Origin of the sequence: Bradyrhizobium sp. STM 3557 (genome assembly GCF_045571465.1) — a bacterium.
In the GTDB taxonomy this organism is placed as follows: domain Bacteria; phylum Pseudomonadota; class Alphaproteobacteria; order Rhizobiales; family Xanthobacteraceae; genus Bradyrhizobium.
The window spans coordinates 7,520,096-7,546,561 of the sequence record NZ_CP120697.1; the positions used below are offsets into that span (position 1 = coordinate 7,520,096).

The 26,466-nt window shown below is 63.8% G+C and carries 20 protein-coding genes; 9 read left to right on the plus strand and 11 right to left on the minus strand.

All coding sequences use genetic code 11. The features are described from left to right. Window positions 1-137: 137 nt before the first annotated feature. From P6U24_RS34800 to P6U24_RS34810, 3 genes are all read right to left on the minus strand, one after another. Window positions 138-794, minus strand: coding sequence for a glutathione S-transferase family protein (locus P6U24_RS34800; protein WP_407156894.1), 657 nt, complete (start codon window positions 792-794; stop codon window positions 138-140). Continuing rightward, window positions 794-1,963 (minus strand): acyl-CoA dehydrogenase family protein, encoded by a 1,170-nt coding sequence (locus P6U24_RS34805; protein WP_407156895.1) that lies wholly within the window; start codon window positions 1,961-1,963, stop codon window positions 794-796. The genes P6U24_RS34800 and P6U24_RS34805 overlap by 1 nt, the downstream gene beginning before the upstream one ends. A 121-nt stretch (window positions 1,964-2,084) precedes the next feature. Further along, window positions 2,085-3,221, minus strand: coding sequence for an acyl-CoA dehydrogenase family protein (locus P6U24_RS34810; RefSeq protein WP_407160698.1), 1,137 nt, complete (start codon window positions 3,219-3,221; stop codon window positions 2,085-2,087). 242 nt (window positions 3,222-3,463) lie between these two features. Here P6U24_RS34810 and P6U24_RS34815 point away from each other — a divergent pair, with 242 nt between their 5' ends. Both P6U24_RS34815 and P6U24_RS34820 read left to right on the plus strand, forming a co-directional pair. After that, window positions 3,464-5,014 carry an acyl-CoA synthetase gene (locus P6U24_RS34815; RefSeq protein WP_407156896.1) on the plus strand — a complete coding sequence of 517 codons (1,551 nt, stop codon included), beginning with the start codon at window positions 3,464-3,466 and terminating at the stop codon, window positions 5,012-5,014. A 45-nt stretch (window positions 5,015-5,059) separates the two neighbouring features. Next, on the plus strand, window positions 5,060-6,292 hold the full coding sequence (locus tag P6U24_RS34820) for an ABC transporter substrate-binding protein (protein WP_407156897.1): 1,233 nt from the start codon (window positions 5,060-5,062) through the stop codon (window positions 6,290-6,292). A gap of 243 nt (window positions 6,293-6,535) precedes the next feature. On the opposite strand, the gene P6U24_RS34825 is transcribed toward P6U24_RS34820, so the two are convergent. Next, on the minus strand, window positions 6,536-7,297 hold the full coding sequence (locus P6U24_RS34825) for a multiprotein-bridging factor 1 family protein (protein WP_407156898.1): 762 nt from the start codon (window positions 7,295-7,297) through the stop codon (window positions 6,536-6,538). 189 nt (window positions 7,298-7,486) lie between these two features. Here P6U24_RS34825 and P6U24_RS34830 point away from each other — a divergent pair, with 189 nt between their 5' ends. The 5 genes from P6U24_RS34830 (at window position 7,487) to P6U24_RS34850 (ending at window position 14,507) form a co-directional block, all read left to right on the plus strand. Continuing rightward, window positions 7,487-9,763 carry a marine proteobacterial sortase target protein gene (locus tag P6U24_RS34830; RefSeq protein ID WP_407156899.1) on the plus strand — a complete coding sequence of 759 codons (2,277 nt, stop codon included), beginning with the start codon at window positions 7,487-7,489 and terminating at the stop codon, window positions 9,761-9,763. A 107-nt stretch (window positions 9,764-9,870) separates the two neighbouring features. After that, on the plus strand, window positions 9,871-10,440 hold the full coding sequence (locus P6U24_RS34835; protein WP_407156900.1) for a class GN sortase: 570 nt from the start codon (window positions 9,871-9,873) through the stop codon (window positions 10,438-10,440). Between the two features lie 97 nt (window positions 10,441-10,537). Continuing rightward, the gene (locus P6U24_RS34840) at window positions 10,538-11,254 is read left to right on the plus strand and encodes a DUF1614 domain-containing protein (RefSeq protein WP_407156901.1); all 717 of its coding nucleotides are present in this window, start codon (window positions 10,538-10,540) and stop codon (window positions 11,252-11,254) included. A 99-nt stretch (window positions 11,255-11,353) separates the two neighbouring features. Then, window positions 11,354-13,603, plus strand: a complete 2,250-nt coding sequence (locus tag P6U24_RS34845) for an acetate--CoA ligase family protein (protein WP_407156902.1) — start codon at window positions 11,354-11,356, stop codon at window positions 13,601-13,603. Window positions 13,604-13,688: 85 nt separating this feature from the next. Further along, window positions 13,689-14,507 carry an MlaD family protein gene (locus P6U24_RS34850; protein WP_407156903.1) on the plus strand — a complete coding sequence of 273 codons (819 nt, stop codon included), beginning with the start codon at window positions 13,689-13,691 and terminating at the stop codon, window positions 14,505-14,507. A gap of 257 nt (window positions 14,508-14,764) precedes the next feature. On the opposite strand, the gene P6U24_RS34855 is transcribed toward P6U24_RS34850, so the two are convergent. The 7 genes from P6U24_RS34855 to urtA all read right to left on the minus strand — a co-directional run bounded on the left by P6U24_RS34855 (window position 14,765) and on the right by urtA (window position 21,698). Beyond that, window positions 14,765-15,106: an FmdB family zinc ribbon protein gene (locus P6U24_RS34855; protein WP_407156904.1), complete on the minus strand. Its 342-nt coding sequence runs from the start codon at window positions 15,104-15,106 to the stop codon at window positions 14,765-14,767. 107 nt (window positions 15,107-15,213) lie between these two features. Beyond that, entirely contained in the window at window positions 15,214-16,443 is a 1,230-nt protein-coding gene (gene fmdA, locus P6U24_RS34860) for a formamidase (protein WP_407156905.1), read from the minus strand. A gap of 40 nt (window positions 16,444-16,483) precedes the next feature. Next, the gene (gene urtE, locus P6U24_RS34865; protein WP_407156906.1) at window positions 16,484-17,173 is read right to left on the minus strand and encodes an urea ABC transporter ATP-binding subunit UrtE; all 690 of its coding nucleotides are present in this window, start codon (window positions 17,171-17,173) and stop codon (window positions 16,484-16,486) included. 189 nt (window positions 17,174-17,362) lie between these two features. Beyond that, the gene (gene urtD, locus P6U24_RS34870) at window positions 17,363-18,118 is read right to left on the minus strand and encodes an urea ABC transporter ATP-binding protein UrtD (protein WP_407156907.1); all 756 of its coding nucleotides are present in this window, start codon (window positions 18,116-18,118) and stop codon (window positions 17,363-17,365) included. 10 nt (window positions 18,119-18,128) lie between these two features. Then, a complete protein-coding gene (urtC, locus tag P6U24_RS34875; RefSeq protein ID WP_407156908.1) occupies window positions 18,129-19,271 on the minus strand; it encodes an urea ABC transporter permease subunit UrtC in 1,143 nt (380 codons plus the stop codon). 37 nt (window positions 19,272-19,308) lie between these two features. Further along, window positions 19,309-20,235, minus strand: coding sequence for an urea ABC transporter permease subunit UrtB (urtB, locus tag P6U24_RS34880; protein WP_407156909.1), 927 nt, complete (start codon window positions 20,233-20,235; stop codon window positions 19,309-19,311). Window positions 20,236-20,435: 200 nt separating this feature from the next. Next, window positions 20,436-21,698, minus strand: a complete 1,263-nt coding sequence (urtA, locus tag P6U24_RS34885; RefSeq protein WP_407156910.1) for an urea ABC transporter substrate-binding protein — start codon at window positions 21,696-21,698, stop codon at window positions 20,436-20,438. Window positions 21,699-21,904: 206 nt separating this feature from the next. Here urtA and P6U24_RS34890 point away from each other — a divergent pair, with 206 nt between their 5' ends. Together P6U24_RS34890 and P6U24_RS34895 are read left to right on the plus strand one after the other, a co-directional pair. After that, window positions 21,905-25,276 (plus strand): ATP-binding protein, encoded by a 3,372-nt coding sequence (locus tag P6U24_RS34890; protein WP_407156911.1) that lies wholly within the window; start codon window positions 21,905-21,907, stop codon window positions 25,274-25,276. Continuing rightward, window positions 25,266-26,186: a response regulator gene (locus P6U24_RS34895; RefSeq protein ID WP_407160699.1), complete on the plus strand. Its 921-nt coding sequence runs from the start codon at window positions 25,266-25,268 to the stop codon at window positions 26,184-26,186. The genes P6U24_RS34890 and P6U24_RS34895 overlap by 11 nt, the downstream gene beginning before the upstream one ends. The last annotated feature ends 280 nt before the right edge of the window (window positions 26,187-26,466 follow it).

Consider the following 26,466-nt stretch of genomic DNA (forward strand, 5'->3'; position numbering starts at 1 on the left):
ACCATAGCGCAAATCGCGTCGCTGTCATGGGCAGCGACGCGCAAATTTTGCGGCGGTTAATTGGTCCTGGTGAGGAGCTCGGCACCGGCAAGCAGCGTGACATTCCGGGGCGGTCGCGGTCAGCGACCGAGCCCAATTCACGCCCTTGCTCGTGGTGCGACGCCCTGCTCGATGCCCGCCCTCCGCTCGGCCTCTAGCGCACGCTGGTATCCCATGCGCGTCTGCAGCCTTGCCCAATAGGATGCGACATTCGAGCCGAAATCCTTCGCAAGGCCGATGCTGGCCGCCAGCCGCAGCGCGTAGCCGATCACGATATCGGCGGCGGTGAAGCGGCCCGCGCACAAGGTCTCGGCACCGGCGGTCGCTGCCTCGACCGCCCGCAGCCGGCCCAGGAACCATCTGGCATAATCGGTCGCGACCTGCACGGAGCGGCGCTCCTCCGGTTCGAGCTGGCTGTATCGCAGCACCAGCGTTTGCGGAAAAGTCAGCGTCGCATCGGAGAAATACATCCAGTTCAGGAAGGTGGCATAGGACGGCTCGTGCGGCTCGACCATCAGCGAGGTCGGGCCATATGTCACACCGAGGTAGTGACAGATCCCAGAGGATTCCGTCATCCTGTTCTCGCCATCGATCATCAGCGGAATGGTGCCGAGCGGGTTGAGCGCCAGATACTCCTTGGCCAGCACCCGCGGCGGGAAGGGCAGCATCTTCAACTCGTAAGAGAGGCCGAGCTCCTCCAGCATCCACAGCGGGCGAAACGAGCGGGCGCCGTCGCAATGGTAGAGCGTGATCATCAGGCCTGTCCCTTCTTGTCAGTGCGCGGCAACGTGCCCATCATCTTGCAAAGGATGTTCAGCATCACCTCGTCCGCACCGCCGCCGATCGAGGCGAGGCGCGTGTCCCGATAGGCGCGGCTGACCGGCGTCTCGTTCATGAAACCCATGCCGCCCCAATATTGCAAGCAGGCATCGGTCAGCTCGCGCCCGAGCCGGCCGGCCTTCAGCTTGGCCATGGTGGCAAGCCTGGTCACATCCTCGCCCGCGATCAGCGCCTCGGCAGCGCAATAGGTCAGCGCACGCAGGAGCTCGACCTCGGTCTGAAGCTCCGCGAGGCGGAAATGCACCACCTGGTTGTCGAGGATGCTGCGGCCGAAGGCCTTGCGGTTGCGGGTGTAGTCGATCGTGGCGTTGATGATGTATTCGTGCGCTTTCAGGCAGGCGGCCGCCGCCCACAGCCGCTCCTCCTGGAACTGCAGCATCTGGTAGGTGAAGCCCTCGCCTTCGGCGCCGATGCGATTGCGCTTCGGCACTCTGACATCGTCGAAGAAGATCTGCGCGGTGTCGGAAGAGCGCATGCCCATCTTGTCGAGCTTGCGCGCGACCTGCACGCCCCTGCTCTTCATCGGCACGCAGATCAGCGACTTGTTGCGGTGGACCGGCCCGTCGCTGGTGTTGGCCAGCAGGCAGATGAAATCCGCCTGCACGCCATTGGTGATCCACATCTTGCCGCCATTGATGACGTAGTCGTCGCCGTCCGAGCGCGCGGCGGTCTTGATTGAGGCGACGTCGGAGCCGGCGCCTGGCTCGGAGACCCCGATGCAAGCGACGTAGTCGCCCGCGATCGCCGGCGCCAGGAACTCCTTGCGCACCTCGTCGGAGCCGAACCGCGCCAGCGCCGGCGTCGCCATGTCGGTCTGCACGCCGATCGCCATCGGGATCGCGCCGCAGGTGATGGCGCCGAGCTCCTCGGCCATCATCAGCGCATAGGAGTAATCGAGCCCCTGCCCGCCATATTCGATCGGCTTGTTCAGCCCAAGGAAGCCGAGATCGCCGAGCTTCTTGAACAGCTCATGCGCCGGAAAGATGCCGGCCTCCTCCCACTCGTCGACATGCGGATTGATCTCGGCGGCGATGAACTTCTGCAGGATGCGGCGCGGTTCGTCGTGGTCGGCGGTGAAGAGCATTGTTCGATTCCTGTCATTCCGGGGCTGACGCGCAACGGCCGAACCGGAATCTCGATGTGAGGGACTCATCTGTGGATTCCGGGCTCACGCTTCGCGAGTGCCCTGGAATGACGGCTTGCAATCACAATCCCATCTGCCGGCTGGCGAGGTCCTTCATGATCTCCTCGGTGCCGCCGCCGATCGCATTCACCTTGACCTCGCGATAGATGCGCTCGACCTTGACACCGCGCATGAAACCCAGCCCGCCGAAGATCTGCACTGCTTCCGAGGCACAATAGGCCATGGTCTGCGTGGCCTGGTTCTTCATCATGCAGATCTCGGCGACCGGATTGTCGCCATGCTCGAGCCGCCAGGCCAGCATTTCCAGCATCGCCTGCGAAGCAGCCACGCGCTGGGCCATGTCGACCAGCTTATGGCGGATGACCTGGTGCTGCACCAGCGGCTTGCCGAAGGTCTCGCGCTCCCTTGCATAGGCGATCGCCTCGTCCAGGCAGACGCGGGCATAGGCGGTGCAGCTCGCCGCCATGCCCATGCGCTCGCTGTTGAAGTTCTGCATGATCAACTTGAAGCCCTGGCCTTCCTCACCGATCAGGTTCTCGGCCGGCACGCGGCAGTCATCGAAATGCAGCGCTGCGGTATCCGACGCCCACCAGCCCATCTTGTCGAGCTTCGTTCGCGTCAGCCCCGGCGTGTCGCCCTCGATCAGGAGCAGGCTGACACCAGAAGCGCCTGGGCCGCCGGCGCGCACCGCAACCGTCAGGTAATCGGCCCGGACACCCGAAGTGATGAACGTCTTCTCGCCGCTCACGATGTAATGATCGCCATCGCGGCGCGCTTTGGTGCGCAGCGCCGCGACATCGGAGCCGCCGCTCGGCTCGGTGATCGCGAGCGCCGAGATCTTGCGGCCCGACAGGATCTCCGGCAGCACCCTTGCCTTCACCTCGGGGCGGGCGGCGCGCGCGATCGGAGGCGCGCCGATCGTGTGGCTCATCAGGCTCGCGCTGATGCCGCCAGCGCCGGCCCGCGCCAGCTCCTGCGAAGCCACGATCTTCATGAACTGGTCCGCCGGGACGCCGCCGAACTCCTCTGGAAAACCCAGCCCGAGCAGGCCGATCTCGGCGGCCCGAGTATAGAGCGCACGCGGAAACTCGCCGGCCTCGTCCCAGGCGCTGGCATGAGGCGCGATCTCGCGGTCGACGAAGCGCCTGACCACGTCGCGAAAAGCTTCATGCTCGGCCGTGTAAAACGGGCTGATCATACGCGGCATGTCCCACGGCTGCATCGATCCACGTGCAGGATGGCGGACACGGCCGATGCCCACTTGCGTCCAGTGGCTGACGACCACATCGGCGCAAGAGCGCGATGACGGCCGCCCCCTGCCAGCCACTCAACGCAAGACAGAGCGGCCCCTCGACCGGCCCACTTCGGCAAAACAACAAGAGCCGACACAACGCTTCCACAAGGGCGGCGTCAGACCGCCCGCGGCCAGGAGGGACCACCGTGCCAGTGCGGTATTACGACTGGATTGCGCATCATGCGCGCCGGACGCCCGCCAAGACCGCCGTGGTCGATCTCGGCAGCAACAGGCGTTTCACTTACGCGGAACTCGATGCGCGGGTCGCACGCCTGGCCGGGCATCTGCGCGAGGCGGTTGGTGTCAGCACTGGCGACCGCGTCGCGGTGCTGGCGCTGAATTCGACCGATACGCTGGAGGTGCAGTTCGCCTGCTTCCGGCTTGGCGTGATCTTCGTACCGCTCAACAGCCGCCTCACCGTTCCGGAGCTGCAGTTCATCGTCGGCGACGCCGCACCGAAGCTCATGATCCACGACGATGACCTCGCCGAGACGGCGCTGGCGGTGAGCCGGCTCTGCAGCATTGCAGACACCTTGCGCTACGGTCCCGGCGGCTCCTATGAGCAGGCGATCGCGTCCGCTACGCCGCTCAAAACCGTCGAGCCAGTCACGCTCGATGATGTCTCGACCATCATGTATACCTCCGGCACCACGGGGCGGCCGAAGGGAGCGATGATCACCCACGGCATGACGTTCTTCAATTGCGTCAATCTCGGCGGTCCCGCCTATATCACCCCCTCATCCGTGCTGCTGACGGTGCTGCCGCTGTTCCACACTGGCGGGCTGAATTGTTACACCAATCCGGTGCTGCACGCCGGCGGCACTGTGCTGATCATGCGCAGCTTTGATCCCGGCGCAGCGTTGCGGCTGATCAGCGATCCGGCGCAAGGCATCAACGTCTTCTTCGGCGTGCCCTCGATCTATCAGTTCATGGCGCAGCATCCGTCATTCGAGACAGCCGATTTCAGCCGTCTCGTGATCGGCGGCGTCGGTGGCGCGCCGATGCCGATCCCGCTGCTCGCGACATGGGAAGCGCGCGGCGTCGCCTTGCAGCAGGGCTATGGCATGACCGAGACATCGCCGGCCGTGCTGGCGCTCGATCGCGAGGATGCGAGCCGCAAGGCCGGCTCGGCCGGCAAGCCGGTGCTGCACACGGAGGTGCGGATCGTGCGACCCGATGGTTCCGATGCCGAGGTCGGCGAACTCGGCGAGCTCTGGGTCAAGGGGCCGAACGTCACGCCGGGCTACTGGAACAGGCCCGACGCCAATGCGTCTTCCTTCACCGATGGCTGGCTGCACACCGGCGATGCGACACGCGTCGACGAGGAAGGCTTCTACTACATCGTCGACCGTTGGAAGGACATGTACATCTCCGGCGGCGAGAACGTCTATCCGGCCGAGGTCGAGAATGTGCTCCACCAGATCGGCGCGGTGGCGGAGGCGGCCGTAATCGGCATCCCCGATCCGCAATGGGGCGAGACCGGCCTTGCCATCATCGCGGTCAAGCCGGGCGGCAATCTGAGCGAAGCCGAGATCCACGCCCATTGCGCCGCCAATCTGGCCCGCTTCAAATGTCCGCGCCTGATCCGCTTCGTCGATGCGCTGCCGCGCAACGCCACCGGCAAGATCCACAAGCCGACCCTGCGCCAGACCTTCTCCGCGGCCTCCGCGACCGATCTCGTGCAGAAGGCATCGTGAGCAAGAAGACGACCATAACATCACGCCAACAGAGGAAGCCAACGAATGCTGTCGATGACGACCAAGACATTGTCCCGGCTCGCGGCGGTGGCCGTCTTCACGGCGCTGGCAAGCCAGGGCGCGCTTGCGCAGAAGAAATACGATCCCGGCGTCAGCGACACCGAGATCAAGATCGGCAATGTCGAAGCCTATAGCGGACCGGCGTCGGCTTACGGCGTCATCGGCAAGACCGAGGACGCCTATTTCAAGATGATCAACGACCAGGGCGGCATCAACGGCCGCAAGATCAATTTCATCTCCTATGACGACGGCTACAGCCCGCCGCGGACGGTCGAGCAGATCCGCAAGCTGATCGAGAGCGACGAGGTGTTCCTGGTGTTCAACGCGCTGGGCACACCGACGCAGACCGCCGTGCAGAAGTACCACAACGCCAAGAAGGTGCCGCAGCTCTTTCTCGCCACCGGCGCCAGCAAGTGGAACGATCCGAAGGACTTTCCCTGGACCATGGGCTTTCAGCCCTCCTATCGGGTCGAGGCCCGCATCTTCGCCAAATACATTCTGAAGGAGAAGCCGAACGCGAAGGTCGTGATCTTCTATGCCAATGACGATTTCGGCAAGGACTACGTCGCCGGCATCAAGGAAATCTTCGGCGACAAGGCCAAGAGCCTGATCGTCGCAGAGGAGAGCTACGAGACGACAGAGCCCTCGATCGATTCCCACATCGTCAAGCTGAAGGACACCGGCGCCGACGTTTTCGTCAACATCTCGACGCCGAAATTCGCAGCCCAAGCGATCAAGAAAATGGACCAGCTCGGCTGGAAGCCAATGCATCTGATGACCGACGTCTCGATCTCGATCGGCGCCGTGATGAAGCCGGCTGGCCTGGACGCGTCCGAGGGCGTGCTCTCGGCAGGCTATCTCAAGGACGCGTCCGATCCACAGTGGAAAGACGATGCCGGCATGAAGAAATTCATGGCCTTCGTCGAGAAATACATGCCCGGCGCAGACGTCTCCGACACCAATCTCGTCTACGGCTTTGCCGCGGCGCAGACCATGGTGCAGGTCTTGAAGCAATGCGGCGACAATCTCACGCGCGAGAACGTGATGAAGCAGGCTGCGAGCCTGAAGGACTTTGCGCCGGATACACTGATCCCCGGCATCAAAGTCAACACCGGCCCGACCGATTTCGCCCCGATCGAGCAGCTCAAGATGATGCAGTTCAAGGGCGGCAAATGGGACTTCTTCGGCGACATCATCAGCGCCGAGGTGGGAGGGTAGAGCATTTTCAAGCGAAGTGGACACCGGTTCGCGTCAAGAAAACGCGTCAAAACAAAAAGCGAGAGCCCCGTTCCGATTCAATCGGAACGGAAAAGGCTCTAGTAAGATCCTTTGGTGGTCGTCCCGGCGAAAGCCGGGACCATAACCACCGAAGGCTATTGGCGGAAGAAGGCATCAGCCACTTGAGCTGACAATAAGGGCCGCGGCGTATGGGTCCCGGCTTTCGCTGGGGCGACGGCGGAGTTAGTGAACAAACAGCGCGAACGGCTCTTCGGTGGTCTTGCGCAGATGCGCATGATAGATCGCGTGGTTCGGGTCGTCTGATGTCACGCGGCCGAGCGTCGGATCGGCGATATTCCTCAGCGGCAGGAATGCGATCGGCGCTGCGATCGGCGTCAGCAGCGAGCCGCGTCCGGCAAGCAATGTCGTGATGATGCCGTACATCTCTCCGGTGATGGTCGGGCGCGACACCGTGATCAGGCGATGCTGGCCGTGACGGTTGGTGACGAGATAGACGAAGCCGGACTGGTTGGGCAGCGCCACCTCGCCGAACTGGGTAAAGTCCTTGTCCTGCCGCTCGCCCTCGCGAAAGACCAGGGACGAGGCAGCGTCATCCCACAGGATCTCGGTCCTGTAGGCATAGATCGCCGCCTTGTCGCCGAAGGACGGCCGCACTGTCACATAGGCGCCTTCGAGCCATGTCACCGCGCGGCGCGAATAGGCGCCGAGACTATCGGGGGCCACGTCACCATGGGCGGCCGGTGCCGGCGCAGGTGCGACCGGCGCCTTGCGCAGGGGTACGCCAAGCGCCTGCTCCAGTCGCACGATCGTCGCCAAGGTGAAGGGACGTCGGCCGCCAAGCGCCTTCTCCAGGGTCGAGAGGCTGAGCTTGGCCTGCTCGGCCAGCGCCTGCCGCGATATCCGCCGGCGCGCGATCTCCTCGCGGATCAAATCCGCGACTTGCCGGCTCTGCTCGTCGGATAGCTCACTCTCCGGTATCGACATCCTGCCCTCTGCTCCGCACCGGCCTCCTTTTAGCAGACGGACATTCACGCACAAACCCGGACAAAGCCGCCCCTCGCCACGCATCACCCAGGCGGAGGGCGGCTGGACAAGGCCGATCAATCCGCTCGCCGCCAAACGGCTCCGAGCGCAGCTTTGCAAGCACGCGATCTTCCTTGCGGAGCAGGTGCAATGACTCTCGACGACGACATGGACAGCGGTTCTCATTCGATCCTGGCACGGATCACCACCGTCCTGCTTTTTGTGCTGGTGCAGGCAGGCGCCGTGCTGGTGGTCGGCCTGACGGCACTCTTCCTGAACGTCGTGCCCGGCTGGTCGGCCGAGGGACCACCCGCCGCTTTGACCAAACCGAGCGACGCGCGCTCCGGAGCGCTGCTGCTCAAGACGGACGACGGCTATCGCGATGCGCCGCGGCTCGGCATCGATGTCGACATCACCGTCTCCGGCCCGACGGCGCGGGCACGCGTCACGCAGGTGTTCCGCAATCCGACCGATCAATGGATGGAAGCGACTTACGTCTATCCGCTACCGGCCGGCGGTGCGGTGGACACGCTGGCGATGGTGGTCGGCGATCACATCGTGGTCGGCGACATCAAGGCGCGCGAACAGGCGCGGGTGATCTACGAAGGCGCCAAGCGCGACGGCAAGACCGCCGCGCTGACCGAACAGGAGCGGCCGAACACCTTCACCAATTCGCTCGCCAATATCGGCCCGGGCGAGACCGTGCTGGTGCAGATCGAATATCAAGAACCGGTCGCCCAGAACAGCAACGAATTCTCGTTGCGCGTGCCGCTCGTCGTCGCGCCGCGCTACAATCCGGCGCCGATCGTGCAGAGTGTCGACCTGCAGGCTGATGGCAAGGGCTGGGGCGTGGCGAGCAACGATCCGGTGCCGGACCGCGACCGCATCTCGCCTGAGGTGCTCGATCCCGCCAAGGAAACGACGAAGGATGCGCTGGTCAATCCGACCAGTATCACGGTGCGGCTGCAGGCCGGCTTTCCGCTCGGCGAGGTCACGAGCCATCATCACGAGGTTCGGATCGACAGCCCGGACGCGTCGACGCGCGTCGTCACGCTTGCCGATCGCGTGGTGCCGGCCGATCGCGACTTCGAGCTGAGCTGGAAACCGGCTGCCACGACCGCGCCATCCGTCGGGCTGTTCCGCGAGCATATCGGCGACAGCGATTATCTGCTCGCCTTCGTCACCCCGCCGGCGGCCGCGCAAGCCAGCCAGCAGCCGCGGCCGCGCGAGGTCGTGTTCGTGATCGACAATTCCGGCTCGATGGGCGGCGCCTCGATCCAGCAGGCCAAGGCCAGTCTTCTCTATGCGCTCGGCCGGCTGCAGCCAGGCGATCGCTTCAACGTGATCCGCTTCGACGACACCATGAGCGTGCTTTTTCCGGCCACCGTGCCGGCCGACACCGAGCACCTCGGCAGCGCGATCAGCTTCGTGAAGGGGCTGGAGGCGCGGGGCGGCACAGAGATGCTGCCGGCGATGCGGGCCGCGCTGACAGACAGCGGCACCGATACCGCCCATATTCGCCAGGTCGTGTTCCTGACCGACGGCGCCATCGGCAATGAGCAGCAGATGTTCGATACCATCGCGGCGATGCGTGGCCGTTCGCGCATCTTCATGGTCGGCATCGGCTCCGCGCCCAACACCTATCTGATGACGCGCGCCGCAGAGCTTGGCCGCGGCACCTTCACCCATGTCGGCTCGGTCGAGCAGGTCGAGGAGCGCATGCGGGACCTGTTCAACAAGCTGGAAAATCCTGCGGTCACCGGGCTCACCGCAACCTTCTCGGACGCATCCGCCGACCTGACACCGGCGATCCTGCCCGATGTCTATCGCGACGAGCCGCTGGTGCTGGCGGCGAAACTCGACAAGCTCGCGGGCTCCTTGCAGATCAAAGGCCGCGTCGGCGATCGCCCCTGGACCGTCACCTTGCCGCTCGCCAACGCCGCCGAAGGCAAGGGCCTGTCAAAACTGTGGGCGCGCCGCAAGATCAGCGATGCCGAGGTTGCCCGCACGATGCGGCAGCTCACGCCTGACGACGCCGACAGGGCCGTCCTCAAGCTCGCGCTGGAGCATCATCTGGTGACGCGGCTGACCAGCCTGATCGCGGTCGACGAGACGCCGCGGCGGCCCGACGGCGCGCCGCTCAAGCTGAGCGAGCTGCCGATCAACCTGCCTGCGGGCTGGGACTTCGAGAAGGTGTTCGGCGAGCGTCCGCACGTGCCGGCGCCGCCGACCGAACGCCGTGCCGACAGTGACGAGCGCGTTCAGGTGGCAGGGTTGAAGCGGCCGGTCGTAACGCCAGCGCCTAGTACGATCACGCTGCCGAAGACGGCGACGGATGCGGAAGCGAGCATGATGATCGGTGCGACGTTGCTGATGCTAAGCGTGATGGGGCTCGTCGCAAGTCGGCGACGAGGGGCACCGCACTAACCACGTCATTGCGAGCGAAGCGAAGCAATCCAGAAAGCCAAGTGAAGACTCTGGATTGCTCCGTCGCTGACGCTCCTCGCAATGACGGAGAAAGAGTCCATATCTCCATGCCTCGCCTCATCCTTCCCCTCCTCCTTGCCGCCATTGGCGCGGCGCTGTTCGGCCACGGCGCCTATATTCACGCCAAGGCCGTCGTCGCGCAGGTACTGCTGGAGCGCGCCTTTGCCGCGACCATCGCGAGCGGCCATCCGGTCAAGCCATGGTCCTGGGCCGACACCACCCCGGTGGCGCGGATCTCGGTGAAGCGCATTCACGCCAGCGCGATCGCACTGGCCGGCTCCAGCGGCCAGGCACTCGCCTTCGGTCCCGGCCATGTCGAGCTGACCGCGGAGCCCGGCGAGCGCGGCATCGCCGTCTATGCCGCGCATCGCGACACCCATTTCCGCTTCCTGCGCGACGTCAGGATCGGCGACGAGATCGAGATCACCCGCAGCGACGGCCAGACCTTCCGCTACCGCGCGGACGCCTCGCGTATCGTGCGGTTCGATGCCTCGGGCATCGATCCGCTCACCGAGGGTCACGAGTTGGTGCTGTCCACCTGCTGGCCGTTCGACGCCGTCACGCCGGGGCCGGATCGCTACATCCTGCATGCGATCCTGATCACAGGCGGCACCTGATCGCGCGCATGCGCATGCTTGGAACCGCCATTCCGATGATTTATTTGTCATCGTGCGGCTCCGTGGGATGGTCCCACGCAACGCGAGGCGATCGACCATGCATTCCCAAGCCCAGTATCTGCCGATCACCCCGGGATTGTTCGCAATCCTGGCGCTCGCCTTTGTCGCCCTGATCATCCTGATCCAGCTCCGCATACTGCGCTATGCCTATATGAAGCTGGGCCTCGGGCCAGGCATGGCGATGCTGCTGCTGCTTGGCTCCTTGATCGGCAGCTATTTCAACATCCCGGTCACGGTGCTGCCGGACCAGAATATCCGCTCGGGCGAGGTCATCGACTTCTTCGGCATGCAATATGTGGTGCCGCTGGTCGAGCACTGGCCGGGCACCGTGCTCGCGGTCAATGTCGGTGGCGCGGTGATTCCGACGATCATGTCGACCTATCTGGTGCTGCGCTATCAGCTCTGGCTGCGCGCCACGATCGCCGTCATCGTGATCGCACTGGTCATCCATGCGATGGCCACCCCGGTGCGCGGCGTCGGCATCGCCGTGCCGGTGTTCGCGCCTGTCGTGGTCACCGCGATCCTCGCCTTCCTGCTGTCGCGTGAATATGCCGCACCGCTGGCCTATATCGGTGGCTCGATCGGCACGCTGATCGGCGCCGATCTGATGAATCTCGACCGGATCAACGGCCTCGGCGCGCCGGTCGCCTCGATCGGCGGCGCCGGAACTTTTGACGGCATCTTCCTCACCGGCATTCTTGCGGTGCTGCTGGCCGGCATCGCCGCGCCATCACGGCCAGGATTGGCACGGTAAATCGCGATCAAGCACGTTGCCACTGCAGACGAGTGTTCATAAGCTTCGCCCACAAGAGTCTTTGAAAAAAGACCGCAGCGTGGAATACGGGAAAGCTTCATGGATGCTCCAGTCTCGACGTCACCTCGACCATGGTCGCCACCGCCAGACGCCAGCGACGTCGTCAAGAGCATCCATGCGATGCTGCACCCGCGCAACATCGTGGTGGTCGGCGCCACGGACAAGCCGGGCAACTATGCCGAACGCATCTGGAATAACCTGATCAAATACGGCTACGAGGGCGGCCTGTTTCCGGTCAACGCCAAGCGCGAGAGCGTCTGGGGCGTGCCCTGCTACAAGGACTTTGCGAGCCTGCCCGAGCCGCCCGATCATGTGCTCGTGCTGGTGCCGGCGCGCCTTGCCGTGCAGGTGATCCGCGATGCGGCCGCAAGCGGCGCGCGCTCCGCAACCATCGTCACCTCGGGCTTTTCCGAGCTGCAGGACGAGGAGAGCCAGCGGCTCGCGGCCGAGTTGCAGCAGGCGGTGCGCGAAACCGGGCTCGCTGTCACCGGCCCGAACTGCCTTGGCAATCTCAGCGCCGGCGAGAAGCTGTTCACCAATATCGACGACCGCGCCGTCACCATGGTTCAGGGCCCGGTTGCGATCGCGGGCCAGTCCGGTGCGATCGTGATGGCGATCCGCCAGACCCTGGAGGATCGCGGCGTCGGCATTGGCTACATGGTGACCACGGGCAATGAGGCCGGACTTGAGACGACCGATCTGATGAACTATTTCGTCGTCGATCCCAGCATCCGCGTCATTGTCGTGTATCTGGAAGGCGTGCGCAACACCAAGGCGTTTCGCGATGCCTGCAAGGCCGCACGCGCGGCCGGCAAGCCTGTCATCGCGCTCAAGCTCGGCGCGTCCGAAGGTGGCCGCGCCGCCGCGATGGCTCACACCGGCGCGCTGGCCGGCTCGATCGAGACATTCGACGCCATCGCCACACGCGAAGGCGTGATCCGCGTCCAGAACCTCGATCAACTGATCGAGACCACCGAGTGCTTTGTGCACGCGGTCACCCCCAAGGGCAACCGTCTGGCGGCCGTGACGCTGTCGGGCGGCAAGCGCGGGCTACTGATCGACGCTTTCGATGCGGTGGGCCTGAACTTCGCGCCGCCCTCGCCCGGGATCAGTGCTGAACTCGGAGCTATGCTCGGGCCAGGCTCGATTGTCGGCAACCCGCTGGATGCCGGCTTTGCGGCCGTGGTCGATCCCACCGTCTACATGCGCGCGATCAAGCTCATGATCGACGATCCCGACACCGACATCGTCATCATCGATGCCGAGCTGCCCAAGGCGCCGCACGAGCTGCGCGAGCGCAATCTGCGGCGCGTCAACGACATGGCCGGGGAGGCATCGAAGCCGGTGATCTATGTCAGCGCGATGTCGATCGGGTTCACCGACTACACCAAGGAGCTGCGCCAGACCCTGCCTCATGTCACAGTGCTGCAGGGACTTGATCGCGCCGTCACCGCGATCAAGTCACTGATTGACTACGCGGCGCTGCCGAAGCAGGTGCCCGACGTCGCGTCAAGCAGCAAGCCGTCGGCGCGCGCGACACTGGAGAAGATCCTCAAGCAGGCAGAGGGCGCGGCACTCGACGAGGTCGACTCGAAGAAGCTGCTGAAGGCCTATGGAATTCCGATATCGAAGGAAGCGATTGCGCAATCGGCAATCGAGGCCATCAAGATCGCCAAGTCGATCGGCTTTCCCGTGGTCGCGAAGGTGGTCAGCCCCGACATCCTGCACAAATCCGACATCGGCGGCGTGATGCTCAACCTGACCACGCCGGCGGCGGTGGGGAAGGCGTTTGCCGACATCACAGCGCGGGTGAAGAAGCTGAAAGGCAAGCCGAAGCTGGAGGGCATCCTGATCGCCAAGCAGGTCAATGCCGATCTCGAGCTCGTGATCGGAGCCTCGCTCGATGCCGAGATGGGGCCGGTTGTGCTGTTCGGCTCCGGCGGCCTCGATATCGAGCTGATGAAGGACGTCGCCTTGGCCGGCGCGCCGCTGAATGAAGCCGATGCCCGCGCGCTGATCGGCCGCACCAAGGCTGGCGTCAAGATCAAGGGTTATCGCGGCAAGCCCGCGCTGCATGAAGCATCCGCCGTGAAGGCGCTGGTCGGCCTGTCGAACCTGATCTCCGATGCAGGCCAGCGCATCGCGTCCATCGACATCAACCCGTTCCTGATCAATCCCAAGACGGGAGTCGCAGTGGATGCGCTGATCGTGCTCAACAACGAGGCGGCACGGCAGAGCTTCGACAAAAGCACCAAGGGGAAAAGCACCAAGAAAGGTGGCGGACACTGAGCTTTCGCCGGCGCGCGTTTCCAGCTAGAATTGTCTTGAACAATGGCGGCCGGGCTTCCGGCCGTCGCCGTTTTCAGGCCAGCGGATGCGCGCAACCAATCTCGTCATTGGAACCCTGACGCTCACAGCGGCCATCGCTGCGATCGGTGGCCTCTTGGTGGTGCAGAAGGTGCGCACCGGCCAGCAGCGCAGCCCCTTGCGCGTTGTGTTCGACGGCGGCTCGGCCGCCGGCCTGCGCAAGGGCGGTCCGGTCAATTTCGACGGCGTCCACGCCGGGGAGATCGTCTCGGTCAGCCTCGACAGCCCGCGCCGGATCGTCGTCCTGATCGCGCTCGACAACGGCGCGCCGATCCGCAGGGACACCACGGCGGGTATCGAATTCCAAGGTTTGACCGGGATCGCGGCAGTCTCGCTGGTCGGCGGCGCGCCGGCCGCGCCTCCGGTGCCGCTCGATGGCGACGGCATCCCGGTCCTATCAGCCGATCTCAGAGATCAGGAGACGATGGTCGAGTCGGTGCACAACGCCGACAAGTTCATCACGAGCAACGAATTCGCCGTGAAAGAGACGCTGCGGTCAATCGAAGCCGCGTCCGAGACGCTCAAGAGCAAGAGCCAGACGATCGATGCCGCAATCGACCAGGCGGAGGACGTCTTCAAGGGTTTTGACAGGTTCGTGACCCGGATCGACAACGCGATTCCCGGCTTTTCCGACGGAGACGCGGACGGGCTGCTTCACAGGGTGAAATCGATCCGCGAGCTCGCCGACAGTTTCAGGCAGAAATCAGCCAAGGTGATCGACGACAGCCGCCAGACCCTGCTCGATGTCAGCGACGGCGCCAATGCGATGAGCAGCAAGATCGAGGGCCGGCCGATAGCGACGCCGCGGCGCGGGCCGCGGCGGTAGCGACCAACCATGGCTCGCTCACCAGATTTGTAGCTGTGATCGCAGTACGCGACCACAAATGCAGCTGTCGTCCCGGGCAAGCGAAGCGCAGACCCGGGACCCATAACCACCATCGATCGTGTGGCGGCACGCTGGAGCTCAAGCTTTTTTCGACAACACAGGCCTGTGGTTATGGGTCCCCGCTTTCGCGGGGACGACAACTGAGTTTGACGTGAGGCCTTGTCAGCGGACGTTTAGCTGATTCGCATTGAGCCACCTCAATGGCTAATCATCCACGGCCGTGCCGTCGGGAAGCCCTTGGCGCCGCTTTTGCTCTTGGTCATCAGGCGCGGCGGCTTTTTCGGCGCGCAGCAGCCGCAGCCCGCGCCGTGCCTGGCCTTGTATTCGGCGACCGTCTGCGGCGCGTTTGCGCTGCGCTCATTGGTCGCGAACGCCATGCGCCGTTCCGAAGGCATGCAGAAGAAGTTCGGTGCGGTCAGGATCGCACGAGGCGCCATCATTGCGCAGCTCGGACAGGTCTGCGGATCGTCGCACTCGGCCATCGGCCGCATGTCGGTGAAGGGACCGCAGGCATCACAGAGATAATCATAGACAGGCATCATCGTCGTCCTGTGCAGTCGAAAACAAATACGCGCGGCGGATGCGGGGCGAAGCCATGCCGTCCCGCATCCCGTCGCACAGGGAGCTCTATTTCATCAGGATCACGTCACTTGTCCGGCGAGATCGGCATCTGGATGTCGCCGGTGATGTGCTTCACCGGACCCGCTGCCGAGGGCATCACGTCGAAGTCGAAGATCTCGGTCGGCAGCCACAGCGTGGCGCACGCATTCGGCACGTCGACCACGCCGGAGATGTGTCCCTGCACCGGCGCGGTGCCGAGGATCGAATAGGCCTGGGCGCCGGAATAGCCGAACTTCTTCAGGTATTCGATCGCGTTGAGACACGCCTGTCGGTAGGCGATGTGCACGTCGAGATAATGCTGCTGGCCGGCCTCGTCGACCGAGATGCCTTCGAAGATCAGATAGTCGCGATAATTCGGCGTGATCGGCGACGGTTTGAAGATCGGGTTCTTGATGCCGTATTTCGACACGCCATCCTTGATCACATCGACCTTCAGATGCAGCCAGCCGGCCATCTCGATGGCGCCGCAGAAGGTGATCTCGCCGTCGCCCTGGCTGAAATGCAGGTCGCCCATCGAGAGGCCGCCACCGGGAACATAGACTGGGAAGTAGATCTTCGAGCCGCGCGACAGATCCTTGATGTCGCAATTCCCGCCATGCTCGCGCGGCGGCACGGTGCGGGCCCCTTCGGTACCAACTTTCTCCTTGGCAAGGCCCTTGGCCTGTCCGGCATGCGCGGTCGCTGCAAACGGCGGATTGGCAAGGCCAGGCACGCGGGTCGGGTTGGTGGCGATCAGCGCCGTCTCGCGCTCGTTCCAGGTCGCCAGCAGCTTCGGATCGGGCAGACAGCCGATCAAGCCGGGATGGATCAGGCCAGCAAAGTTCACTCCGGGCACATGGCGCGAGGACGTGTAGAGACCCTTGATGTCCCAGATCGACTTCTGCGCTAGCGGGAAGTGATCGGTGAGGAAGCCGCCGCCATTCTGCTTGGAGAAGAAGCCGTTGAAGCCCCACAGGCTCTCCTTCAGCGGGCCGACATCGAGCAGGTCGACCACCAGGAGATCGCCGGGCTCGGCGCCCTTGACGCCGATCGGCCCCGACAGGAAGTGCACGATCGACAGATCGATGTCGCGCACGTCATCTGCGGAATCGTTGTTCTTGATGAAGCCGCCGGTCCAGTCATAGGTCTCGATGATGAAGTCGTCACCAGGCTTGACCCAGGCCACCATCGGAATGTCCGGGTGCCAGCGATTGTGCACCATGTCGTTCTCGTAGGCCGATTTGGTGAGATCGACCTTGATCAGTGTCTCTGGCATGCAAAACTCCCCTCTTGTACGTGCCTTGCGCGGTTGATGGTTAGACGGACAGATATTTCGAGACCTGGACGGCATCGACAGACTCGCGCGGCTCGTCCCGGACGATCTCGCCGTTCTCGATGACCAGCACGCGGTCGGCGATGTCGAGCGCGAAGCTCAGCACCTGCTCGGACACGACGATGGAGAGCCCCTTCTCGTCGCGAATGCGCTTCAAGGTGCGCGCCATTTCCTTGATGATCGACGGCTGTATACCTTCGGTCGGCTCATCGAGCAGCAGCACCTTCGGCTTGGTCGCCAGCGCGCGTGCGATGGCGAGCTGCTGCTGCTGGCCGCCCGAGAGATTGCCGCCGCGCCGGTCTTTCATTTCCAGCAGCACCGGGAACAGCTCGTAAATGTCATTTGGCACTTCCGATTCGCCCGATACGACGAGGCCAGTCTCGATGTTCTCCTTCACGGTCATCGTGGAGAAAATCATGCGGCCCTGCGGCACATAGGCGAGACCCTTGGCGACGCGCTCATAGCTCTTCAGGCTGGACAGTTCAGCGCCATCCATGCCGATCGAGCCGCTCTTCGCCGGCAGGATGCCCATCAGCGACTTCATCAGCGTGGTCTTGCCCATGCCGTTGCGGCCCATGATCGCGACGATCTCGCCCGGCGCGACCTTGACATTGAGACCGTGCAGCACCTCGCTCTGGCCGTAGGCGACGTGCAGATCGGAGATAGCGAGCATCACGTCTGCTCCTTGTTCGTTGCTACGACGAGCTGTCTCTTCACCCCTCCCCCTTGCGGGGAGGGGTCGGGGGTGGGGGTCCACAACGGCGGTCTCGCTTGGGGCACCCCCCTCCCCAACCCGCCCCCACAAGGGGGGAGGGAGTGCACTAGCGTTGCCGCCCTCGCGTGCCTCGAAGCAAACATGCGCTCAATGCCCCAGATACACTTCGACCACCTTGGGATCGTGCTTGACCTTCTCCATGGTGCCTTCGGAGAGGATCTGGCCCTGGTGCAGCACGGTGACCTTGTGCGCGATGTCCTCGACGAATTTCATGTCGTGCTCGATGACGAGCACCGAACGGTCCTTGATGATGCGGTTGAGCAGCTCGGCGGTCTTGGCGCGCTCGGAGACGCTCATGCCGGCAACGGGCTCGTCGAGCATCAAGAGGTCCGGATCCTGAATCAGCAGCATGCCGATCTCGAGCCACTGCTTCTGGCCATGGCTGAGCTCGTCGGCATAGGTGTCGAGGCGGTCCTTCAGGAAGATCATCTCGGCAACCTCCTCGACGCGGCTCTTCACCGCCGCGTCGCGCTGGAAAGCCAGCGACCCGAACACGCTCCGTCCGCGCGGGAAGGAGATCTCCAGATTCTCGAACACGGTGAGGTCCACGAACACCGAGGGCGTCTGGAATTTGCGCCCCACCCCGGCCTGGACGATCTCGTTCTCCTTAAGCCTCGTCAGCTCCTTGCCGCGAAACTGGATCGAGCCCGAGGTGGCCCGGGTCTTGCCGCAGATCAGGTCGAGCACCGTGGTCTTGCCGGCGCCGTTCGGGCCGATGATGACGCGAATCTCGTTCTCCTCGACATAGAAGGAGAGGTTGTTCACCGCCTTGAAGCCGTCGAAGGAGACGGTGAGCGCCTCGACCGCAAGCAGGAAATCTTTCGGCTGATGACCGATAAGCATTGGTGTCTCCTCACTCTGCCGGAGCGCCGTTTGCGACCAGACTCTTGCCGGCGCCTGGCTTCTTTTCCCGCGATGCCAGCATCCGGTCGATGCGCGGCTGGACGTGATCGGCCCAGATGCCCGACAGGCCGTTGGGGAAAGCGAGTACGACCGCGATGAACAGCGCACCCAGGCCGAACAGCCAGAGCTGCGGAAAGGTCTCCGACAGGCTGGTCTTGGCGAAGTTGACGAGCAATGCGCCGTAGACCGCACCGAAGATCGACATGCGGCCCCCGACGGCTGTGTAGATCACCATTTCGATCGACGGCACGATGCCGACGAAGGACGGCGACATGAACCCGACCTCGAGCGTGAACATCGCGCCGCCGATCGCAGCGAAGATCGCCGCGGCGCAGAACGCGAAGATCTTGAAATTGGCGACGCTGTAGCCGGAGAAGCGGACGCGATCCTCCTGCTCGCGCATGGCCACCAGGATGCGGCCGAGCTTGGTCAGGCGAATGAACTGCGCGGCGACGATGCAGCCGAACAGCAGCACGACCTCGACGAAGTAGAGAATGTATTTCGCATGGTCGGTCCGGATGTCCCAGCCGAGCAAGGTGCGCAGGTCGGTGATCCCATTGACGCCTCCAGTATAGCCTTGCTGGCCGATGATCAGGATACCGAGGATGGCGGCGATCGCCTGCGTGATGATCGCGAAGTAGACGCCTCCGACCCGGCGCTTGAACATGGCGGCACCGATGATCAGGGCGAAGATGCCGGGCACCAGAATGATCGCGAGGAGCGTCACCGGAAATGAATGGAACGGTTTCCAGAAGAACGGCAGCGCCGTGAGCTGATTCCAGTCCATGAAATCCGGGATGCCGGGCGTAGACTGGATCTTGGTATTCTCGACGCTCGACGCCTCAAGCTTGAGGAACATCGCCATGCAGTAGCCGCCGAGCCCGAAGAACACGCCTTGCCCCAGGCTCAGAATGCCGCCATAGCCCCAGCAGATGACGAGGCCGATGCCGACGAAGGCGTAGGTCAGATATTTGGCGACCAGGTTGAGGCGGAACACGTCGAGCGTCAGCGGCAGGATGACGACGAGCAACAGAAGCAGCGAGACGAAGCCGATCAGTTCGGAGCGATTGAAAAAGCGCGAGTTGATGATCATGATCGAGCTTTCTTGTTCTTGACGGCGATGCGGCGGCTCATTTGCGGACCTTGAGTGCGAACAGGCCCTGCGGCCGCAGCATCAGGATCGCGACGATCGCCAGCAGCGTAATCACCTTGGCCATCGAGCCCGACAGGAAGAATTCGAGCGTCGAGTCGGTCTGCGAGATGGTGAAAGCGGACGCGATGGTGCCGAGCAGGCTGGCCGCGCCGCCGAACACGACCACGAGGAAGGTGTCGACGATGTAGAGCTGGCCTGCGGTCGGCCCGGTCGAGCCGATCATGGTGAAGGCTGAACCCGCGATGCCGGCAATGCCGCAGCCGAGGCCGAAGGTGAGGCAATCGACCTTCTCGGTGTTGATGCCGACGGCGCCTGCCATCACGCGGTTCTGCACCACGGCGCGCACCTGCTTGCCCCAGCGCGACAGGAACAGCACATAGGCGACTGCAATGGTGATCAGGATCGTCAGCCCCATCACGAACATGCCGTTGATGGGGATCTGGATCGAGTCAGTCGCCTGCCAGGAGCCCATCATCCATTCCGGCAGCTCGACGCCGACCTCGCGCGCGCCGAACACGGAGCGATAGGCCTGCTGCAGGATCAGGCTGAGTCCCCAGGTCGCGAGCAGCGTATCCAGCGGGCGTTTGTAGAGGTGACGTATCAAAGCCCATTCGACCAGCATGCCGAGCGCGCCGGAGGCGATGAAGGCTGACATCATCGCGAGGAAGAAGTAGCCGGGAAACAGCGAGGGCAGGAATTGCTGGACGGCGCTCGACGTCATCCAGGTGACGTACGCGCCCAGGATCATGAACTCGCCATGCGCCATGTTGATGACGCCCATCTGGCCGAAGATGATGGCAAGCCCCAGCGCCATCAGCAGATACACCGAGAACAGGATAAGCCCCGCAAAACCCTGCATCGCAAAGATGGCCGCGAGATCGCCAAGGGAGTAGTCACCGAACATGATCCGTCCTCTCGGGCGAAGTACCCGTGCTAGGGGCAAAGATCGCTTTGCTTTGTGAGCCCGGCAGCCTCGGCAGCCGAGGTCGTTCCCTCCCCCCCTTGTGGGGGAGGGAGCGCACCGTCGCCGGCGCGAGAGCTTCGCTACTGAACCGCTGCGACGAGCGGCGCAGGCTTAAACGCATTGACTGACCAGCCTGCGCCTTACTGATACCCCTTCGGGAACGGATCGGGCTCGACGAGGTCGGCCGTCTCGTAGATCAGCTCGTACTGACCATCCGCTTTCGCGCGACCGACACGCGTCTTCGACCACAGATGATGGTTCTCGTGGATGCGGACGTAACCCTCCGGCGCGCCCTTGAACTCCACGCCGGGCGAAGCGGCCGCAATCTTGTCGATATCGAAGGAGCCGGCCTTCTCCGCCGTGAGCTTCCACAGCCATGGACCGAGATAGGCCGCCTGCGTGACGTCGCCGATCACGGTCTTCTCGCCCCACATCTTCTTGAACGCCGGCACGAAGGCCTTGTTGTTCGGATTGTCGAGCGACTGGAAGTATTTCATGCAGGCGTAGGCGCCGGCGATGTTCTCGCCGCCGATGCCGTCGATCTCATCCTCGGTGACGGAGATTGTCAGCAGCGTCTGCTTCGACATGTCGATGCCGGCCGCCTTGAGCTGCTTGTAGAAGGCGACGTTGGAGCCGCCGACGATGATGGCGTAGATCACATCAGGCTTGGTCAGCTTGATCTTGTTGATGACCGAGTTGAACTGCGTGTGGCCGAGCGGAAAGTACTCCTCGCCGACCACCTTGGCACCTTGCAGGTGGCCTTCGATGTGCTTGCGCGCAATCTTGTTGGAGGTGCGCGGCCAGATGTAGTCGGAGCCGAGCAGATAGAAGGTCTTGGCACCCTTGGTCTTGTTGACCCAGTCGAGCCCGGCGATGATCTGCTGCGTGGCCTCCTGACCGGTGTAGATGACGTTCTTGGATTGCTCAAGACCCTCGTAGAAGGTCGGGTAATACAGCATGCCGTTGTACTGCTCGAACACCGGCAGCACCGCCTTGCGCGAGGCCGAGGTCCAGCAGCCGAACACGGCTGCGCATTTGTCGTTGACCAGGAGCTTCTTGGCCTTTTCGGCGAACGTCGGCCAATCGCTGGCACCGTCCTCCTGGATGAATTTGATCTTGCGGCCGAGCACGCCGCCTTCCGCGTTGATCTGCTCGATGGCGAGCTTCTCGGCCTCCACCGAGCCGGTCTCTGAAATCGCCATGGTACCGGTGACGGAGTGCAGGATGCCGACGGTGACCTCGCTATCCGTGACTGCAAGGCCGGTCGTGTTGATCGCCGAGGTTGCGGGAATATCGGCAAAAGATGGCCGCGGCAGCATGGCGAGCGCCGGCAGCGCCGCCGCTCCCATCAGCAGCTTGCGCCGCAGCGGCGATTTCAGGCCTCGTTCGATATCGTCTGACATGAGCACCCCATTTGTTTCGTTTTGTGCGAGACAGGCTTTGGTCAGAGGCGAGGATGGCGCGGATTGTGCAACGCACGGCATACGCAGGATTGCGTATACTGCACCGCAAAAGCGCGACGTAGGCTTGCGTATGGGAACGATGAAGGCGGAGCGGAGCGAGGTAACGCGCGCCGCCTTCAGCAGCAGTCTTGGGCAGGAGTTTTGAGGTGGCAGGGCGGCAGCGGATCGACCGTGTCAGGCGCCAGTATAATCAGTGGGTTGCCAACCAGACGCTGGAGGACTACGCGCTCCGCTTCACGGCCAAGAGCGCGCGGCGCTGGTCCGCCGCCCGCGTCGCCAATACGGCGCTAGGCGCAATCTCCTTCCTGGCGCTGGAGGCGATCGGCGGCACCATCACGCTGAACTACGGAGTTACCAATGCCAGCGCCGCCATCCTGATCGTCAGCGCCATCATCTTCTGCTGCGGGCTGCCGATCGCCTACCATGCCGCGAAATGCGGCATCGACATTGACCTGCTGACCCGCGGCGCCGGCTTCGGCTATATCGGCTCGACCGTCACCTCGCTGATCTATGCCAGCTTCACCTTCATATTTTTCGCGATCGAAGCTGTCATCCTCGCCTCGGCGCTGGAGATGTGCTTCGGCATCCCGCGCCCGGTCGGCTACCTCATCAGCGCCATCGTCATCATTCCCTTGGTGACGCACGGCATCACCTTGATCAGCCGCTTTCAGCTCTGGACGCAGCCGCTCTGGGTGGTGCTGCATATCGCTCCCTTTGCCGCGATCGCTTATGCCAATCCGCGTTCCTTCGTCACCTGGACGGAATTCCCCGGCCAGCATGGCGATGCCGGCGGCCATCTCGATCTCATGCTGTTCGGCACCGCGGCCTCCGTCGTGTTCTCGCTGGTGGCGCAGATCGGCGAGCAAGTCGACTTCCTGCGCTTTTTGCCGCGCGACCGCCGCACCTCGAAAACGTCGTGGTGGCTGGCGCTGCTCGGCGCGGGCCCAGGCTGGATCGTGCTCGGCGCGCTGAAGCTGCTGGCCGGCTCGTTCCTGGCCTATTTCGCGCTGATCCATGGCGTGCCGGCCGAGCATGCCGCCGAGCCCGCGCAAATGTATCTCGAGGCCTTCCGCTACGTGCTGGCGCGGCCGGAGTTGGCGCTGGCGCTCACCGGCACCTTCGTGATCCTGTCGCAGCTCAAGATCAACGTCACAAACGCCTATGCCGGCTCGATCGCTTGGTCGAACTTCTTCTCGCGGCTAACCCATAGCCATCCCGGCCGCGTAGTCTGGCTGGTGTTCAACGTCGTCGTAGCTCTTCTGCTCATGGAGATCGGCGTCTACAAGGCGCTGGAGCAGACGCTTGCGCTGTATTCCAACGTCGCGATCGCCTGGATGGGTGCGCTGGTCTCCGACCTCGTCGTCAACAGGCCGCTCGGCCTGCGGCCGCGACACATGGAGTTCAAGCGCGCGCACCTCTACGATGTCAATCCGGTCGGCGTCGGTGCCATGACCATCGCGACCATCGTTTCGATCAGCGCATTCTACGGCCTGTTCGGCCCGACCGCGAAGGCGCTGTCAGCTTTCGTTGCGCTCTCGGTCGCCTTCGTCGCGGCGCCGATCATCGCCTACGTGACCGACGGAAAATACTACATCGCGCGCAAGCCGAAGCGGAGTTGGCAGGACATCGCGCAGATCCAGTGCTGCATCTGCGAGCATCATTTCGAGCCTGAGGACACCACCTCCTGCCCGGCCTATGCCGGCCCGATCTGCTCGCTGTGCTGCTCGCTCGATGCGCGCTGCCATGACCTGTGCAAGCCGCATGCGCGGGTGCAGGCGCAGCTTGCAGCGGCGCTCGAGGGCATGCTGCCGCAGCGGATGCTGGCCCGGCTCAACTCACAGCTCGGCCACTACATGGGCGTGTTCGTCAGTTCAGCCGGCCTGGTCGCGCTGACGCTAGGCATGATCTATCTGGAGACCACCGCAACGGCGCCGGCCGATAGGCCGCTGGTCTCGGACGTGCTGTGGAAGGTGTTCTTTGCACTGTCCATCATCATCGGCGTGGTGGCTTGGCTGTTCGTGCTGGCGCAGCAGAGCCGCCGCGCGGCGGAGGCCGAGACGCGGCGGCAGACCGCGCTCTTGATCGCCGAGATCGAGGCGCATAAGCGCACCGACGCCGAGCTGCAGCGCGCCAAGGAGGTGGCGGAATCCGCCAACCTCGCCAAGAGCCGCTATGTAGTCGGCCTCAGCCACGAGCTGCGCTCGCCGCTGAATGCGATCTCCGGCTACGCGCAGCTGCTGGAACACGACAATAGCCTTCCGCCAAAGCCGCGCGACCAGGTGCGCGTCGTCAGGCGCAGCGCCGACCACCTCTCCGGCCTGATCGACGGCATCCTTGACATCTCCAAGATCGAGGCGGGGCGGCTCTATTTGTCGCGCGACGAGGTTCGCTTGAGCGAATTCCTCGACCAGCTGGTCGGCATGTTCCGCCTGCAGGCCGCAGCGAAGGGCATCGACTTCATGTTCAAGCGGCCGGCGGTGCTGCCGCTCGTCGTCTATGCCGACGAGAAGCGGCTGCGCCAGATCCTGATCAATCTGCTGTCCAACGCCATCAAGTTCACGCAGGCCGGCAGCGTGCAGTTCCTCGTGCATTATCGCAGCCCGGTCGCCGAGTTCGAAGTGATCGATACCGGCCCCGGCATTCAGAGTGATGATCTCGAGCGCATCTTCGCGCCGTTCGAGCGCGGCGCGCTCGGCGCCAGCCAGCCGCAGACCGGCACGGGGCTGGGCCTCACGATCAGCCGCCTGCTCGCGGGCGTGATGGGCGGCGACATCAAGGTGACGAGCCAGGTCGGCACCGGCAGCAATTTCCGCGTCAAGATCCTGCTCTCCGAGGTCGTCAATCCGACCCGCCACGCGCCGGTGAAGGCGCCGGTCTCAGGCTATCTCGGCGCGCGCAAGACCATCCTGGTCACCGACGACGATCCGGTGCATCGCGATCTCCTGCGCGAGGTGCTGACGCCGCTCGGCTTCATCCTGCTGAGCGCGCCAGACGGCCCGGGCTGTCTCGCGCTTGCCCAGCATTGCCAGCCTGATCTGTTCATTCTCGACATCTCGATGCCGGGCATGGACGGCTGGACCGTGGCCGAGACCCTGCGCGCGGGCGGCCATCACCACGCCCGCATCCTGATGACGTCGGCATCTGCCTTGGAGGCGCACGGCCGGCCGCTGGCCCAGCCATTCCACGATGGCTATCTGATGAAGCCGATCGACATCCCGCGGCTCCTGGAGGCCATCCGCCAGTTGCTCAAGCTGGAATGGACCTATGAAACCGATATCGTCGTCGCGCCGAATTGGCGCCCCGAGAGCGATCCGCGGCCGCCGCTGCACTTTGTCGAGGAGCTGATGGGGCTCGGCCGGATCGGCTACATCAGGGCGATCCAGCTCAAGCTCGACGACATCGGCAGCGCGCATCCCGAGCACATCGATTTCGTCACCCATATGCGCGCGCTGATCGATCGCTTCGATCTCGACCAGTACATGGCAACCCTGAAGACGCTGCATGCCTATGAGCATTGAGGCCAGAAAGCGCGATGTCGCGCTCGTCGTCGACGACTCGCCGGAGACCCTGCGGCTGCTGACCGACGCCCTCGATGGCGTCGGCATGACGGTGATGGTCGCGCTCGACGGTGCGGCAGCGATGCGCATCGTCGACCAGATCACGCCCGATATCATCCTGCTCGATGCGGTGATGCCCGGCATGGACGGCTTCGAGACCTGCCGCCGGCTGAAGCGCGATGCGGGCCTCAGCAATGTCCCTGTCATCTTCATGACCGGGCTTGCCGAGACCGAGCACATCGTACGCGGGCTGGATGCCGGCGGTGTCGACTATGTCACCAAGCCGATCGTCGTCGAGGAGATGCTGGCGCGCATTCGCGTGCATCTGGCGAATGCGCGGATGACGCAGAGCGCGCGCGCCGCGCTCGATGTCTCCGGTCGCTTCCTGCTTGCGGTGGGCCGCGACGGCCGCATCATATGGGCGACGCCGCAGGCGCAGAAGCTGTTGTCGGACAGCTTTGGCCCCGGTGCGGCCGAGGACGTGGTGCTGCCGGAGCCGCTCCGACAATGGCTCGAGCAAGCACAGGAAGGCAATGGTGGGACGAAGACCGCCGCTGCAATTCCCGATCACCCAGAGCTGAAGCTGCACTACATGGGAAGCGCAGGAACGAACGAATTCCTGTTGCGGCTGGCCAAGGAGCAGACCAGCGCGCCGCCAGCGTTCTCAAGCGAATTCGGTCTCACGACGCGTGAGGGCGAGGTGCTGTCCTGGCTCTCCAAGGGCAAGACCAATCGCGACATCGCGCAGATTTTGGGCCTCAGCCCCCGCACCATCGACAAGCATCTGGAGCAGATCTACGCCAAGCTCGGCGTCGAGAACCGCACCGCGGCAGCGGCAATCGCAACGGGGGCTGCGCGGAGGGAGACGTAGCTCACCACTGTCGTCCCGGGCAAGCGAGCAAAGCGAGCGCAGACCCGAGCCCATACCGCGCGATGCATGAGGGGAGCACGCTGGTATTGCCGCTTTCGTGCAACAACATCCGCCTGTGGCTATGGGTCCCCGCGTTCGCGGGGACGACCTCTGCGTTTGACGCCACGGCGTGGTCAATACGCGAAGTGTGAATCCGTTTCCGTCATTGCGAGGAGCGAAGCGACGAAGCAATCCAGAGCCGAACAAGCCATGCTGGATTGCTTCGCTTCGCTCGCAATGA

Bases quoted from the DNA above. Each gene is read 5' to 3' on its own strand.
- P6U24_RS34800 (WP_407156894.1), bottom strand. From the start codon at position 794: ATGATCACGCTCTACCATTGCGACGGCGCCCGCTCGTTTCGCCCGCTG.
- P6U24_RS34805 (WP_407156895.1), bottom strand. From the start codon at position 1,963: ATGCTCTTCACCGCCGACCACGACGAACCGCGCCGCATCCTGCAGAAG.
- P6U24_RS34810 (WP_407160698.1), bottom strand. From the start codon at position 3,221: ATGATCAGCCCGTTTTACACGGCCGAGCATGAAGCTTTTCGCGACGTG.
- P6U24_RS34820 (WP_407156897.1), top strand. From the start codon at position 5,060: ATGCTGTCGATGACGACCAAGACATTGTCCCGGCTCGCGGCGGTGGCC.
- P6U24_RS34825 (WP_407156898.1), bottom strand. From the start codon at position 7,297: ATGTCGATACCGGAGAGTGAGCTATCCGACGAGCAGAGCCGGCAAGTC.
- P6U24_RS34830 (WP_407156899.1), top strand. From the start codon at position 7,487: ATGACTCTCGACGACGACATGGACAGCGGTTCTCATTCGATCCTGGCA.
- P6U24_RS34835 (WP_407156900.1), top strand. From the start codon at position 9,871: ATGCCTCGCCTCATCCTTCCCCTCCTCCTTGCCGCCATTGGCGCGGCG.
- P6U24_RS34840 (WP_407156901.1), top strand. From the start codon at position 10,538: ATGCATTCCCAAGCCCAGTATCTGCCGATCACCCCGGGATTGTTCGCA.
- P6U24_RS34845 (WP_407156902.1), top strand. From the start codon at position 11,354: ATGGATGCTCCAGTCTCGACGTCACCTCGACCATGGTCGCCACCGCCA.
- P6U24_RS34850 (WP_407156903.1), top strand. From the start codon at position 13,689: ATGCGCGCAACCAATCTCGTCATTGGAACCCTGACGCTCACAGCGGCC.
- P6U24_RS34855 (WP_407156904.1), bottom strand. From the start codon at position 15,106: ATGCCTGTCTATGATTATCTCTGTGATGCCTGCGGTCCCTTCACCGAC.
- fmdA (WP_407156905.1), bottom strand. From the start codon at position 16,443: ATGCCAGAGACACTGATCAAGGTCGATCTCACCAAATCGGCCTACGAG.
- urtE (WP_407156906.1), bottom strand. From the start codon at position 17,173: ATGCTCGCTATCTCCGATCTGCACGTCGCCTACGGCCAGAGCGAGGTG.
- urtD (WP_407156907.1), bottom strand. From the start codon at position 18,118: ATGCTTATCGGTCATCAGCCGAAAGATTTCCTGCTTGCGGTCGAGGCG.
- urtC (WP_407156908.1), bottom strand. From the start codon at position 19,271: ATGATCATCAACTCGCGCTTTTTCAATCGCTCCGAACTGATCGGCTTC.
- urtB (WP_407156909.1), bottom strand. From the start codon at position 20,235: ATGTTCGGTGACTACTCCCTTGGCGATCTCGCGGCCATCTTTGCGATG.
- urtA (WP_407156910.1), bottom strand. From the start codon at position 21,698: ATGTCAGACGATATCGAACGAGGCCTGAAATCGCCGCTGCGGCGCAAG.
- P6U24_RS34895 (WP_407160699.1), top strand. From the start codon at position 25,266: ATGAGCATTGAGGCCAGAAAGCGCGATGTCGCGCTCGTCGTCGACGAC.